The sequence below is a fragment of the Novosphingobium sp. KA1 genome (assembly GCF_017309955.1).
Lineage (GTDB): Bacteria > Pseudomonadota > Alphaproteobacteria > Sphingomonadales > Sphingomonadaceae > Novosphingobium.
Map to the genome: position 1 here is coordinate 743,677 of NZ_CP021247.1, position 13,351 is coordinate 757,027.

The following is a 13,351-nucleotide window of genomic DNA, read 5'->3' on the forward strand; positions in this document are numbered from 1 at the left end:
GATGTATCCAGCCGCACCTGTCGTTCCTGACCTGATTAGTTCAAATAAATCGATGAGAATCAAGCATCAATAGATCATTGCGTCGTCGCTCTTGGGATCGACCAGCATGATCTCGCCGCGATCGCCGAGCGACTTTGCCAACCGCACCAGCGCGGTCTGCGCTTCCTCGCATTCGCGCGCGCGGACCGGCCCCATCGCGGCCATGTCGTCGCGCATCAGCTTGGCGGCGCGTTCGGTCATGGCGTTGAAGAAGACCTTCTTCATGTCTTCCGGCGAGCCCTTGAGCGCCAAGGCCAGCTCGCGCTTGTTGCAATTGCGCACGATCGTCTGGATCGCGCCGGGCAGCAGGTTGGCGAGATCCTCGAAGGTGAACATCAGCGCGCGGATGCGCTCGGCCGATTCCGGCGCCTTGTCGTCGAGCGCCTCAAGCATGGCTTCCTCGGTCGAGCGGTCGAGCGCGTTGAACATCTCGGCCATCGTCTCGTGCGGATCGCGCCGCTGCGCGCGCGAGAGGTTGGTCATGAACTCGCTCTTGAGCGTCTGCTCGACCTGGACCAGCACGTCCTTCTGCACCGTGTCCATGCGCAGCATGCGCATGACGACGTCGGTGGCGAACTCGCGCGGGAGTTCCGAAAGCACCCGCGCCGCGTGATCGGGGCGCAGCTTGTGCAGGATCACCGCCACCGTCTGCGGATATTCGTTCTTGAGATAGCCCGCGAGCACCGCCTCGCTGACGTTGGACAGCTTGTCCCACATCGTGCGGCCGGAAGGACCGCGGATGTCCTCCATGATCTCCTTGACCTTGTCGGTCGGCATGATGCCTTCCAGCAGGCGCTCGGTGGTCTCGTAGGAGCCATGCAGCGTCGACATGCTCGACACTTCGCCCGAGAACTGCACCAGCAGATATTCGACGACCACCGCCGGCACGCGGCCGAGCTGCGAGATCGTCGAGGACAGTTCCTTGATCTCCTCGGTCGTCAACTGATCCCAGATCGGGCCGCCCTGCTCGTGGCCGAGCGAGAGCATCAGCGCGGCAGCGCGCTGCATTCCCGAAAATTTCTTGAGCTCGGGCGGTTCGCCCACCGCGGCCATCATCGTCACGTCTTTCATCCCCAAAAAAGTCCGCGAAGCCGACCTGTCGGCACCTGCGACCGTCTATCTTATAGGATGATAGCGGACGGGTGCGAAGTCCGGGAGGCAGAATTGACGATAAAGTACAGCAGCGGGCTCACCGGCCTTTCGATCCTGGGCGGAACCAGCGCCTATACCAGCGCGCTCTCGACCGCGACCTCGACCGAAAGCGCCAAGGTGCTCGCGGCCAAGAAGGCCTTCACGCTGGCGGCCACCACGCCGCCGTGGAAGACCGACGAGACGGACACCTCCTCGATCACCAAGCAAGCCGCCGCGATCAAGAAGCTGCGCTCGATCATCGACGATTCCTATAGCCGCGACAGTTCGCTCGACGACCTGCCCGACGTGCGCACCACCTTCACGATCTACAAGGCGCTGACCAGCCTCCAGGTCCTCGCCGAAAGCGCCGCCAAGTCCGGCACTTCGAAGACCGAGCGCGCGGCGCTGGAAAAGGCCTTCGCCAAAGGCCTCTCCGACCTCCAGACCTATATCGGCAGCGCCGATACCGACCTTCTGACGCTCAACTTCGGCACTTCGGCCAGCCGCACGCAGACGATCGCGGTAAACAAGCCCGACGTCACCGGCGCGATCGCGGGCACCGCGGTGTCCACCAAGGAAGGCGACGCGATCACCGGCCTCACCGGCTCCGAAGTGTTCGAGGTCACGCTCACCAAGGGCACGACCACCCAGACGGTCAGTGTCGACCTGTCGCAATCGACCCAGCCGCCGACACTCGATTCCGTTGCCGCCGCGCTCAATGCCGCAATCGGCGCGACACCGCAGCTCGACGCCAACGGCGACCCCGTGCTTGATGCCGACGGCAACCCGGTCAGCCAGTGGAAGTCGAACTTCACGGTCAAGTACGATTCCGAGGCCGAGAAATGGGGCCTCGTCTTCAACCCCTCGGGCGTCGAGAAAGTTTCGCTCGAGCAGGTCGATGCCGGCGATTCCATCATGGTCGCCAGCGGCGAGACCCGCAAGAGCACGACCACCGACGCCAATGGCAAGACCGTCGACAATTCCATCACCGATGCCGAAGTCTATCGCTTCTCGGACATCGACGGCGACCTGACCTGGGAACGCCTCGGCACGGTCAGCGCCGTCGACAGCGCCGCCACCGCCCAGGCCGAAGCCGCCGCCAGCGAGGATGACGACGAGGATACCGACTACACCGTCCATGCCGATACCGCCGCGCGCGCGATGGTGACCGACAGCGACGGGTTCAGCTACATCGTGGGCACCACCGACGGCGATGTCGGCAGCGCGGTGACCGACGGATCGAACGACCTGTTCCTCACCAAGGTCGATTCCGAAGGCAATGTCGTCTGGCAGCGCAATCTCGGCGGGGCCGGTTCGGCCTCCGGCTCGGCGATCAGCTTCGCGCCGAACGGTGACCTTGTGGTCGCCGGCTCGGTCAGCGGCGAATTCAACAACAGCGATTCCAGCCAGACCGACCTCCTCGTCGCCCGCTACAGCACCAGCGGCGAGGAACTCTCCGCCACCGCGATCCGCCAGACCGGCAGCGAAACCGCCAATGCCGTCACCGTCGGCAACGACGGCAGCATCTACGTGGCCGGACGGGCCTCGACCGGTGGCGGCGACGCGGTGATCGTCAAGCTCGATGCCACCGGCACCTTTGTCGAACGCCGCACGATCGACAGCGGCGGCAACGACATGGTCAACGCCCTCGCCATCGACGCCTCGGGCAACCTGCTGGCGCTGACCAACGAAAACGGCGTCGCCACGCTGCGCCAGATCGACGCGAACTCGCTCTCGACCGACCTTTCCTCGGTCACGCTCGGCACTGTCGAGGCCCGCGCCATCGCCGTCTCCGACACCGGCGAGATCGCCGTGGTCGGTGCCACCAGCACGGCCCTCGAAGGCGACCAGGTCAATACCATCACCGGCGCCCGCGATGCGTTCGTCACGCGTATCGACGCCGGTCTCACCACCGCCAGCACGACCTATATCGGCACCTCGGAGGACGACCAGGCCGACAGCGTCACCTGGCTGAACGGCACGCTCTACGTCGGCGGACGGACCGCCGGCACGCTGTCGGGCACCAAGGCGGGCTCGACCGACGGCTTCATCGCCCGGGTCGACGGCGATACCGGCGAAGTGCAGAAAGTCTCGCAGTGGGGCCTCGTCGCTTCCAAGGTCGAGCCGGTGCGCATCACCACGCTCTCGGGCGGCGACAATGCCCTGGGCGCGCTCGGCCTGCACAGCGGGCTGCTCAATCCGACCACCTCGGCCACGCTGGTCACCCAGACCAGCCTGCGCACCGGCGACGAGTTCACGATCTCGGTCGACGGCGAGGACGCCAAGACGATCACCATCGCCAAGAACGAGACGATGACCACGCTGGCGGCCAAGATCAAGAAGATCACCGGCACCGACGCGACCGTCACCACCTCGCTGGTCGATGGCCAGACCACGCTCAAGATCTCGGTGGCGTCCGGTCATACGCTGGTGCTGGGCGAAGGCAGCGAAGGCAAGGATGCGCTGGCCAAGCTCGGCCTCTCGCCGGTCAAGCTCAGCACGCCCAAGACCAAGAGCAAGAAGGACCCCGCCGTCACGCCGGGCGGCGCCTATAGCCTGTCGCTGACCAGCGCGCTCAACCTGACCACCGCCGATGCGGCGGCCAATGCCCTCACCAAGGTCAAGTCGGCGATCTCGATGACGCAGAGCGCCTATCGTTCGCTCTACTGGGATTCGACCAAGGCCAACCTGGTCGACGGCACCGTCTCGTCCAACGGCGGGTCGGCCTACCAGAAGGCCCAGCTCGCCAATTACCAGGCCGCCCTCTCCCGCCTGACCGGCTCGTCCTGATCCTTCGGCCGCGTTAAAGGAATACCCGATGTCCACGCTTCCCCCGCTGCTTGACGGCATGGCCGCCTCGCTCAAGGCCATGGCCGAACACCAGCGCGTCATTTCCGAAAACATCGCCAACAGCGAGACCCCCGGCTACAAGGCACGCACGGTGACGGCACCGGACTTCTCCTCGCTCGTCGCCCAGTATGGCGAGGCGACGGGTACGCCCCATGTCGCCCGCCCGCGGATCGAACTCTCCGCCGCGATGACCGCGCTCGGCGCCCGCCCCCCGCAGGGCGGCGGCGGCATCGTGCTCGACAGCGACACGAGCGAGACCAAGCCCGATGGCAACAACGTGACCCTGGAAGACCAGCTGCTCACGCTGGGCCAGGTCCAGGCGGACTACACGGCGATGACCAACATCTACAAGAAACAGATGAATCTGATGAAGCTGGCGATCGGACGATGACTGTTCGCACCAGAACGGCCCAAAAGGAGCCCATCGCCCGGCCGCTCATCTGAAATCATTCACTCCCGTCCGAAGCATCCCCAGATATAGACCGGGCGGGAACAACCTGGGCGCGCTCCCATCGGGAGCACGCCTTCTTTTTTTCCGGCGGGATAGTACGCCCAGTCTCACCGCTTCCGCATGTCCCCGCCGCTCCTGCCGGTTGCGCGAGCCCTGCCCGGCAAGGCGCCAGGGCAGACAAGGCCGCAGCGTTCCTGCCCACCGACTTTGCACGAACCGACCGGCGGGACCGGCAACGAGCCGGAAATTTTTATCCCGAAACAATAATTTACAGGAACCAAATGGTTCTTTCAGGCGTTGTCGGCTTGAAGGGGAGTTTCCATAATCCAGGTCGACCCGGCGCGATCGAAAAGCCTCGGCGGCAGCATCCGCGACCTTTTCACAGCACGCGCCCTGCACAGGCCCGGATTGTCGGAAATATTTACAATGGAATAGAATTGGCGGCATCATCGTGATGAACGCGCCTATTCGCAGGGGACTTTACTAGAACATGACAGGAACAATTTAACTGTTAAAAACCTGTAACTGGGTCCGGCCTACGTTTATTCACCTTACAAAGAATCAACGCTTGGCAGTTTTCCTCGCGGACTCTGATCCGACCCATTTTGGGTCATCGACCCAAGTGTGATATTGACCACCTTAGTGCTTCATGAAACATCTTGGGCATTGCAATGAAACTCGAGCTTCAATGACCGAAAAATCCGTTCGATCTGGCAGGCGGTCCCGGAAGCCGGTGGCTGCTGCACCCCGGAAAATCGAGATCGACGCCTGGCGTAATCTCGTGTTTCCGAATGAGATCAGGAAATTCCGCAAGCAGCGCAATATAGGCTCCCTGCTCGAGCTGGCCGAACAGATCCCGGACCTGACCTATATTCGCCTCTCCAAGATCGAACGCGGCGAAGTCTTTGCGCGCACCGCGGAACTGCGCGCCATTGCCGCCGCACTGCACGTCGCCCCGGCCGACCTGCTGATCGACATCGACAAGCCCGCCTTCGATATCGGCAACTGGGCCGAACCGATTGTCGGCAGCGACCATGTCGACCCCGAGAGCGACCGCATCGCCGTGCTCATCGCCGCCGCCGTGCGCGCCCGCCGCGCCGCCGACGATGCCCTCACCATTTCCGTGCTGGAAGAGGAATACGGGATCGCGCCGGTGATCCTCTCGCGGATCGAGAACGCCCACAAGCCGTTCGACCGCTGGAACGACGATGTCCGCAAGGCGCTGCGCCGCCTGCTCGGTGCCAAGGATGACAGTGCCCTGATCGCCGAGGTCGCCGCGCTTCACGCCGACGGCAAGCTGGACGACATGCTGCCGCTGGTCGCCAACCCCCGCTCGCGCATCGCCAAGACCCGCGCGCGGATCGCCGCCCTGCGCAAGGAACTGGCCGCCACCGAAGATTCTGCCACGGACACCGGCGCCGATACCGCGAGCCCGCGCCCTGCCGCCCCGCCGGCGCCGCGCACCGTGTCTGCCGGCTCCCGCGAGCCCCTTGAAACCGCCGTGCTGGAAGGCCCGGTGCCGGTGCTGGACGCCGCCGCCCCGGCCGTTTTGCCTGCCGCCGAGGCACCCGCACCCGCGTCCAAGGGGCATTCCACTACCGTGCGGCTGGTGCCGGTCTACGGCTCGGCGCTGCCGGACGGCCTGCTCGCCCGCACGCCCACCGACGCGCTGGTCGAGGCGCCGCGCGGCGCCGGACCGCGCACGTACGGCCTGCGTATTGGTCGCTCGACACTCGGCCCCGGCCTGCCCGGCCGCGCCATCCTGGTGGTGGACCCCGATCGCTTTCCATCCGCCGGCGGCCTCGCCGTCATCGAACAGGACGAGGGCCTGCGGGTCATCGCCATCACGTTTGACCGCCAGGGACAGACACTCGGGTTCAGCCTCAATCCCGACATCGAAGTGGCGCTGGATGCCGTCGACCCGGGCCGCGTCGCCTCCGTGCTTTCGGCAATATTCGAGTAGGCATTTAATTTTTCTACATTTTTATCGGATCAGCCGTCTCCTCCCATATAAGGGAAGGAGGAGAACAACGGTTCGAAAATGCACAAGGCGGGCCCGCCCCATTCGAAATCGAAACGTACCGGCAGGCTGCGTAGCCCCGGCCAGCGACACCCCCCGCCTATCGAACTGGAAGCCCGCACCCCGCCCCTGCGCACAGTAGACCGGCTGATCCGCGCCTTGCGCGAACGCACGGAGCGTCACCCGGCACAGTCCTCCCCCCTGCCCCCCGCACTGCCCCCCGCACTGGCCCCCGCACTGGCCCTTCTGGTGCTGGACCTGGACCGCTTCAAGCTGGTCAACGACTTGTGCGGCCACCACGCCGGCGACCTGGTCCTTTCGATCGTTTCGGATCGCTATGGCCGCGCCGTGGCCAAGTCGGGCGGTGCGCTCGCCCACATCGGCGGCGACGAATTCGCCTGCGTCGTGCCGCTCGGCACCGACAGCGGGGCCGGCGACGAGTACCGCGCCGAGGCGGTTGCCAGCGACCTTCAGGACATTCTGGCCGCCCCCATCGTGCTGGGCCAGCACATGATCCACCTGACGGCCGCGATCGGCATCGCCATCGACCCTTGCGGCGATGTCCCGGCCGAGCACCTGCTGCGCGCCGCCTCGATCGCGATGTCGCACGCCAAGGCGGCGGGCGGCGCCACGGTGCGGCGCTTCATGCCCGAGATGCTGGCCCGCCTCACCGACCGCGCAGCACTGGAAGAAGCCCTGCGCTCAAGCCTGCTGCGCGGCGAACTGGTGCCCTACTACCAGCCGATCGTCGCGCTCCCCTCCCGCACCATCGCCCGCTTCGAACTGCTCGCACGCTGGCAGCACCCGCAGCGCGGCTTGCTGGGGCCGGACCAGTTCCTGCCGGTCAGCGAAGACCTCCATCTGATCGACGACCTCATGTTCTCCCTGCTGCGCCAGGCCTGCCGCGACGCCCGTGATTGGCCCGACGGCGTGGGCCTGGCGATCAACATGTCACCCCGCCAGGTCTGCGACCCGGCCCTGGCCGACCACCTCCTGCAGATCGCCTTCGCCAGCGCCTTTCCGCCCGAACGCCTGACCGTCGAGATCACCGAGGACGCCATGGTGCACAGCCTTGCCGATGCCCGCGCCACCATCGAGACCCTGCGCGGGGCCGGGGTCCATGTCGCGCTCGACGATTTCGGAACCGGCTACGGCAGCCTTGCCCGTCTTTGCGAACTGCCGCTCGACACCCTGAAGATCGACCGCACGCTGATCCAGGCCATCGACCGCGATGCCGGGCGCAAGCTGGTCAACACCGTGATCGACCTTGGCCGCAGCCTTGGCATGCCGGTAACCGCGGAGGGCGTCGAGACCGAGCAACAGGCGCAGTTCCTCATCGAACGCGGCTGCGCCTATGCACAGGGCTTCCTGTTCGGCCGTCCCGCCCCGGCGCGCGAGGCGGCCCGCATCGCGGGCCTCGGCCCGCCGCGATAGTCCTTTCCCCGCGGCAGACATGAAAAAGGGTGGAACGCCTGCCGGCGCCCCACCCTTTTTCATGTCTACGCCCTCGCGGACAGCCGCGTCAGTATTCGCCGTTGAACGAAATCGGCGTCGCCGCGTCGATCCTGGCCATGTCGCCGCTGGCGCCGTAAGTATAGGAACGCTTGCCGGTCAGCCGCTTGGCCTCGTCGGCAATCGCCGTCATCATCTCCATCGAGAGTTCGATCTGACGCTCCAGCAAGGCGGCGTTGGCGAGCGAGGCCGCGCGCAGTTCGCCCAGGCAATCGGCGAGCCGCTCGCGGGTTTCCGCATCCATCCGCTCGGTCCACGCGGGCTCGCGGCGATTGCGGCGCGCCAGCGTCTCTTCCAGCTGCGCCACCAGGCGCGCCTTGGCCGAGGCCAGCGAGGCGAGATCGAGCACGCGCTCGCGCCGCTCCAGCCGCTCGGTCTCTTCCCGCATGACCAGCGAAAGCGAGGTCATGATCTCGATCATTTCATTCGGCACTGCCCGTATCCCCCTGCTCGCTGGCCGCCAGGGCGGCCGCAGCCTGTGTCGCACCACTTTGAACGTTGCCTTGCGGGCCCGTGCCCAGCGTCGAGGCCTTCGGCGCCGCCGCGGTTCCGCCCTGCATGCGGATGATCTGCGCCTCGACGGCGGAGGCGATGCCCAGGCCCTTGCCCTGGGCGATCCGGTTGCCGATCTGCTCGGCCATCATGCCGCGGAACATTTCCTCGCCGTGGCCGCCGCCGAACTGGTCGTCGACTTCGACGGTCTCCAGCATGATCTTGGCGACCTGCCCCGCGAATACCGCCTCGAACTGGCGCGCAACGCCGGCGGGCGACTTGTCCGGCGTGGTCTGGATCTGCCGCGCCGGGGTGGACGCGATCGCGGCCGCAATCGTCGTGTCGGTCATCCTGCCGCTCCTTACTGAACCGTGATTTCCGCCTGAAGCGCCCCGGCGCTCTTGAGCGCCTGGAGAATGGTGATGAGATCGCGCGGGCTGACGCCGAGCGCGTTGAGCCCGGACACCAGCGTCTGCAGCGACGTGCCCTGCGTCAGCAGCGCCAGCGAAGCGCCGCTGCCGTCATCCGCCTGGATCCGCGTGCGCGGCACCGTGGTGGTCTGCCCGTTCGAAAGCGGCCCCGGCTGCGAGACGACCGGCGTTTCGGTCACGCTGATGGTCAGGCCGCCCTGGGCGATCGCCACCGGGCTGACCCGCACGTCCGCGCCCATGACCACGGTCCCTGCCGCCTCGTTGATGACGATACGCGCGGGCTGGTCGACCGGGACGGTGAGGTTCTCGATGCGGGTGACCATCTCGATCACGTTGCCGCCGCGCGGGGTGATCTGCACGGTCGCGGGGTCCAGCACTTCGGCCATGCCGGTGCCTTCGCCGTTGATCCGCGCGGCGATGCGCTGCGCGGTCGTGAAGTCGGGATTCTTGAGTGCCAGCTTGAGGTTCTGGGCCGAGCGCAAGTCATAAGGCACTTCGCGTTCGATGATGCCGCCGCCCGCGATCCGCGCGGTGGTCATCACCCCGCGGCTGATCCTTGCCGCCGCGCCCTGCGCCTTGAAGCCCGAGACCGCCACCGGCCCTTGCGCCACCGCATAGATCTCGCCGTCGAGCGCGCGCAGCGAGGAGACCAGCAGGATGCCGCCCTGAAGGCTGGAGGCATCGCCCATGGCCGAGACCTGCACGTCGATGGTCGACCCCGCGCGCGCGAAGGGCGGCATCGTCGCGGTCACCGAGACGGCCGCGACGTTCTGCGTCAGCATCTGGTCGCCGCGAATGTTCACGCCCATGCGTTCCAGCATCGCCTGGAGCGTCTCTTCGGTGAACGGCACATTGCGGATGCGGTCGCCGGTGCCCTGGAGGCCGACGACGAGGCCGTAGCCCACGAGCTGGTTCGGACGCACGTTCTCGACATCGACGATGTCCTTGATGCGCGGTTGCGGGTCCGCGAAGGCGGTGCCCGGCACGGTGAGCGCAAGCACGCTCGCCGCCGCCATCGTCAGGGCGGCAAGCGAGGGGCGCTTCCTCGATTTCAGGGACATCTTCATCACAGTCCTTATAGGAAAATGGAGGGGACCGAAGGGGACGGCCGAAAGCCTTTTTGGCGGGTAATCATGGTATCGCGATCCGCGTGCCGCCCCCGGCTCCGCCCCCCGCGCCCCCCTTGCGGCGGGCGAGGCGCATGACGTAGCCGATGATCTCGGCGACAGCGGCGTAATGTTCGATCGGGATCGGCCGGTCGATCTCGGCCGAGGCGAACAGCGCGCGCGCCAGCGGCGGGCTCTCGACGATCGGCACGTTGGCCTCGGCGGCGATCTCGCGGATCCTGAGCGCGATGGCATCGACGCCCTTGGCGACGACCAGCGGTGCCGCCATCTGGCCATGGTCATACTTGAGCGCGACGGCATAGTGCGTCGGATTGGTGACGATCACGCTGGCGGTGGGCACGGCCGCCATCATCCGGCTGCGCGCACGCTGCATCTGGATCTGGCGGATCTTCCCCTTGATCTTGGGGTCACCCTCGCTCTGCTTGTACTCGTCCTTCACTTCCTGGCGGCTCATGCGCATGCGCTGCATGAAGGCGCGGTGCTGGTAGAAATAGTCGGCCAGCGCCAGCACCCCGACCGACATCGCCGCCGCGCGCACCGCCTCGAACACCAGCGACCCGGCCGCATGGGCCAGCGCGCCGGGGGCATAGCCGACCAGCAGGTCGAGCCCGACCATGCGCGGCCTCAGCACGGTAAAGACGACCGTCGCGATGCCGAGGAACTTGGCCAGCGTCTTGGCAAACTCGACAAACGCGCGCTTGCCGTAGATGCGCCCGAGCCCGGCGACGGGATTGAACTTGGACCACTTGGGCGCCAGCCGGGTCCAGCTGATGACAAAGCGGCCCTGCAGGAAACCGATGGCCAGGGCGCAGGCGATCAGCACGCCGAAGACCGGCAGCAGCGACAGCACGAAATGTTCGGCAAGGCCGGTCATCAGGTTCTGGGTGCCGCGCGCATCGAGGCGGAAATCCTCGGCATTGCCCCAGAGCCGCACCAGCATCGGCGAGAGCGCGGCAAAGGCGCTGGCGCCCAGCCCGCCGGTCACGATCAGCGCGCCCGAGAGCATCGCCGCATGGCGCATCTCGGTCGAGCTGGCGACCTGCCCCTTGTTCGCCGCGTCCTCGAGGCGCTTGGAGGTGGGCTGTTCGGTCTTCTGGTCCTTGTCGGTCTCGGCCATGGGATCAGAAACTCCAGCCGGACTGCATGAAGCTGGTCATGGCGGCGGCAAAGGCGGTGAGGATGCTGCCCATGACCACGCTCACCACGGCCAGGCCAAGCATGAGGTTGAGCGGCTGGGTGATGAAAAAGACCTGGATCTGCGGCGCCACGCGCGCGGCCAGCCCCAGCCCGAGATTGAACAGCGCGCCGTAGAGGATCAGCGGCGCCGAAAGGCTCACGCCCAGCGCCAGCGCCTGCCCGGTCACGTGCACCGCAAGCTGCGCGAAGTCGGCCACCGGCGGCATGCCGCCGACCGGGAAGATCGTGTAGGACTGGACCATGCCGGCGATCCACAGGTGATGGACCCCCAGCGCCATGCAGACGATCACCGCCGCGATCCCGAACAGACGGGCCAGCAGCGGCGACTGGCCGCCAAGCGATGGGTCGGCCACCAGCGCCGAGGACAGCCCGATCTGCTGCGTCACCATCGACCCGGCAATGGCGACCGCGCTGAACAGGATCTTGATGATCGTCCCGAAGGCGAGGCCGACCAGCATTTCGGTGAAGGTCATCATCGCCAGGTCACCGCCCTGCACCAGCGGGGCGACGCGCGGGGCGAGCAGGCCGTAAAGACCCACCGTCATGCCCAGCGCCATCATCAGCCGGATCTGCGCGGGCACCGATTCCTCGGAGAAGGCAGGCAGCAGCATGATCACCGCGCCGATCCGGGTGAACAGCACCAGGAACGTCGCCGCATCGACCGGCAGCGCGGCCAGGATCGCGGTGTCCATCCAGCCCGCGCCTAACCAGCGATGATGATGTCGGAAATGCGCTCCATGAAATTGGACAGCGCATGGCCGATCATCGGCAGCGAGAGCAGCAGGACAACCCCCAGCACCAGCAGCTTGGGCACGAACGTGAGCGTCATTTCCTGCACTTGCGTCAGGGCCTGAAGCAGGCCGACCAAGACGCCGACGATCAGCGAGGCGATCAGCATCGGCCCGACGATCGTCAGGACCAGCACCAGCGCCGAACGCGCCAGCTCGATGGCGGAAGCGGAGTCCATGACACTCTATCCTTTGCGCGCGACGGCCCGGACTAGATCTGCATCCGCATGATTTCGGAATAGGCGCTGACCACGCGGTCGCGCACCGAAACCACGGTGTCGAGCGCGGTCTCGGCCGCGCCGATGGCGGTGACGACGTCGATCAGGTCACCCTTGCCGGCCACCTGCTTGGCGCTTTCGCTTTCGGCGGTGTGGAGCGCGGTGGCGGCGTCGCCGACCATCGATTCGATCATCGAACCGAAGCTGGAACCGTTACCGGCAGCGGGCGATGCGGCATCGTCGGTGGTGCCGAACGAAGGCGCAGTGGTCTTGAGCGCGCGGCCATAGGCGGACGCGGCGTCGAGGGCTCCGATAGCCATGGGTCAGATCCTTACTTGAGCAGGTCGATCGTGCGCATGGTCATGCCGCGCGCGGATTCGATGGCATTGAGGTTGGCTTCGTAGGAACGCTGCGCGGCCTTCATGTCGGCCGCCTCGATCAGCGGATTGACGTTGGGCTGCTCGATATAGCCCTGTGCATCGGCGGCCGGACTGCCCGGCTGGTAGACGCGGGTGAACTGGCTCTGGTCGCCGTCGATCGACTTGACCGACACCTTGGTGGCGCCGGTCGCGCGGTCGACTTCCGCCGCGAAAGTCGAGACCCGGCGGCGGTAGGGATCGCCGCCTGCCGTGGTCGCCACGGAATCCGAGTTGGCAAGGTTCTCCGCGATCACGCGCATGCGCAGCGACTGCGCACGCAGGCCCGACGCCGAAACCGCGATCGAATTATCCAATTCCATAAAGGTAGGTCCCCCCTCTGCTCGATGCAGCAGACAGGTTCCTTATAGGCATTTTTTGCCTAGTTCGGATCACTCCTATATTTTATTTCCTATAACGAGGGCGAAAGGAAACTCCCGATGTCCGTCCTCGAAGGCATTCCCATCGACCTGTCGATCGTGCTGGGTTCGACCAGCATTCCCATCCGCCAGGTGCTCAACATGAGCCGCGGCGCGATGATCCCGCTCGATTGCGGGCACAACGATCCCACCCGCGTCTACGTGAACGACGAATTGGTGGCCGAAGGCAAGATCCTGGTGAACGGCGAGCACATGTCGCTCGAGATCACCAAGGTCGTGCAGCGCGGCGAGAGCTGAGC

General features: G+C 66.1%; 14 protein-coding genes. 5 read left to right on the top strand and 9 right to left on the bottom strand.

Features of this window, described 5'->3' with window-relative positions; genetic code table 11:
- Positions 1-66 precede the first annotated feature (66 nt).
- On the bottom strand, positions 67-1,095 hold the full coding sequence (gene fliG, locus CA833_RS03685) for a flagellar motor switch protein FliG (protein ID WP_370584569.1): 1,029 nt from the start codon (positions 1,093-1,095) through the stop codon (positions 67-69).
- Positions 1,096-1,203: 108 nt separating this feature from the next.
- Between fliG and CA833_RS03690 the strand changes: the two genes are divergently transcribed.
- From CA833_RS03690 to CA833_RS03705, 4 genes are all read left to right on the top strand, one after another.
- Positions 1,204-3,960, top strand: coding sequence for a hypothetical protein (locus CA833_RS03690; RefSeq protein ID WP_207079280.1), 2,757 nt, complete (start codon positions 1,204-1,206; stop codon positions 3,958-3,960).
- Between the two features lie 28 nt (positions 3,961-3,988).
- A complete protein-coding gene (locus CA833_RS03695) occupies positions 3,989-4,411 on the top strand; it encodes a flagellar basal body protein (protein ID WP_142632206.1) in 423 nt (140 codons plus the stop codon).
- A 793-nt stretch (positions 4,412-5,204) separates the two neighbouring features.
- Entirely contained in the window at positions 5,205-6,434 is a 1,230-nt protein-coding gene (locus tag CA833_RS03700) for a helix-turn-helix domain-containing protein (protein WP_242526254.1), read from the top strand.
- Positions 6,435-6,512: 78 nt separating this feature from the next.
- Positions 6,513-7,925 carry a bifunctional diguanylate cyclase/phosphodiesterase gene (locus CA833_RS03705; protein ID WP_207079281.1) on the top strand — a complete coding sequence of 471 codons (1,413 nt, stop codon included), beginning with the start codon at positions 6,513-6,515 and terminating at the stop codon, positions 7,923-7,925.
- Between the two features lie 88 nt (positions 7,926-8,013).
- Here CA833_RS03705 and CA833_RS03710 read toward each other — a convergent pair whose 3' ends face one another.
- The 8 genes from CA833_RS03710 to flgC form a co-directional block, all read right to left on the bottom strand.
- Positions 8,014-8,424 carry a flagellar biosynthesis protein FlgN gene (locus CA833_RS03710; RefSeq protein WP_242526255.1) on the bottom strand — a complete coding sequence of 137 codons (411 nt, stop codon included), beginning with the start codon at positions 8,422-8,424 and terminating at the stop codon, positions 8,014-8,016.
- A 1-nt stretch (position 8,425) separates the two neighbouring features.
- Positions 8,426-8,845, bottom strand: coding sequence for a rod-binding protein (locus CA833_RS03715; protein ID WP_142632203.1), 420 nt, complete (start codon positions 8,843-8,845; stop codon positions 8,426-8,428).
- A gap of 11 nt (positions 8,846-8,856) precedes the next feature.
- Positions 8,857-9,942, bottom strand: a complete 1,086-nt coding sequence (locus tag CA833_RS03720; protein WP_207079935.1) for a flagellar basal body P-ring protein FlgI — start codon at positions 9,940-9,942, stop codon at positions 8,857-8,859.
- Between the two features lie 115 nt (positions 9,943-10,057).
- Positions 10,058-11,170, bottom strand: coding sequence for a flagellar biosynthesis protein FlhB (flhB, locus tag CA833_RS03725; RefSeq protein WP_207079282.1), 1,113 nt, complete (start codon positions 11,168-11,170; stop codon positions 10,058-10,060).
- 4 nt (positions 11,171-11,174) lie between these two features.
- Positions 11,175-11,942, bottom strand: coding sequence for a flagellar biosynthetic protein FliR (gene fliR / locus CA833_RS03730; RefSeq protein ID WP_142632201.1), 768 nt, complete (start codon positions 11,940-11,942; stop codon positions 11,175-11,177).
- A gap of 11 nt (positions 11,943-11,953) precedes the next feature.
- On the bottom strand, positions 11,954-12,217 hold the full coding sequence (locus CA833_RS03735) for a flagellar biosynthetic protein FliQ (protein WP_142632200.1): 264 nt from the start codon (positions 12,215-12,217) through the stop codon (positions 11,954-11,956).
- Positions 12,218-12,249: 32 nt separating this feature from the next.
- On the bottom strand, positions 12,250-12,576 hold the full coding sequence (locus CA833_RS03740; protein ID WP_142632199.1) for a flagellar hook-basal body complex protein FliE: 327 nt from the start codon (positions 12,574-12,576) through the stop codon (positions 12,250-12,252).
- 11 nt (positions 12,577-12,587) lie between these two features.
- Positions 12,588-12,995, bottom strand: a complete 408-nt coding sequence (gene flgC, locus CA833_RS03745; protein WP_142632198.1) for a flagellar basal body rod protein FlgC — start codon at positions 12,993-12,995, stop codon at positions 12,588-12,590.
- Positions 12,996-13,112: 117 nt separating this feature from the next.
- Between flgC and CA833_RS03750 the strand changes: the two genes are divergently transcribed.
- The gene (locus CA833_RS03750) at positions 13,113-13,349 is read left to right on the top strand and encodes a FliM/FliN family flagellar motor switch protein (RefSeq protein ID WP_142632197.1); all 237 of its coding nucleotides are present in this window, start codon (positions 13,113-13,115) and stop codon (positions 13,347-13,349) included.
- Positions 13,350-13,351 lie beyond the last annotated feature (2 nt).

Bases quoted from the DNA above. Each gene is read 5' to 3' on its own strand.
- CA833_RS03710 (WP_242526255.1), bottom strand. From the start codon at position 8,424: ATGATCGAGATCATGACCTCGCTTTCGCTGGTCATGCGGGAAGAGACC.
- fliR (WP_142632201.1), bottom strand. From the start codon at position 11,942: ATGGACACCGCGATCCTGGCCGCGCTGCCGGTCGATGCGGCGACGTTC.
- flhB (WP_207079282.1), bottom strand. From the start codon at position 11,170: ATGGCCGAGACCGACAAGGACCAGAAGACCGAACAGCCCACCTCCAAG.
- flgC (WP_142632198.1), bottom strand. From the start codon at position 12,995: ATGGAATTGGATAATTCGATCGCGGTTTCGGCGTCGGGCCTGCGTGCG.
- CA833_RS03695 (WP_142632206.1), top strand. From the start codon at position 3,989: ATGTCCACGCTTCCCCCGCTGCTTGACGGCATGGCCGCCTCGCTCAAG.
- CA833_RS03750 (WP_142632197.1), top strand. From the start codon at position 13,113: ATGTCCGTCCTCGAAGGCATTCCCATCGACCTGTCGATCGTGCTGGGT.
- CA833_RS03740 (WP_142632199.1), bottom strand. From the start codon at position 12,576: ATGGCTATCGGAGCCCTCGACGCCGCGTCCGCCTATGGCCGCGCGCTC.
- fliG (WP_370584569.1), bottom strand. From the start codon at position 1,095: ATGATGGCCGCGGTGGGCGAACCGCCCGAGCTCAAGAAATTTTCGGGA.
- CA833_RS03715 (WP_142632203.1), bottom strand. From the start codon at position 8,845: ATGACCGACACGACGATTGCGGCCGCGATCGCGTCCACCCCGGCGCGG.
- CA833_RS03735 (WP_142632200.1), bottom strand. From the start codon at position 12,217: ATGGACTCCGCTTCCGCCATCGAGCTGGCGCGTTCGGCGCTGGTGCTG.
- CA833_RS03720 (WP_207079935.1), bottom strand. From the start codon at position 9,942: ATGGCGGCGGCGAGCGTGCTTGCGCTCACCGTGCCGGGCACCGCCTTC.
- CA833_RS03705 (WP_207079281.1), top strand. From the start codon at position 6,513: ATGCACAAGGCGGGCCCGCCCCATTCGAAATCGAAACGTACCGGCAGG.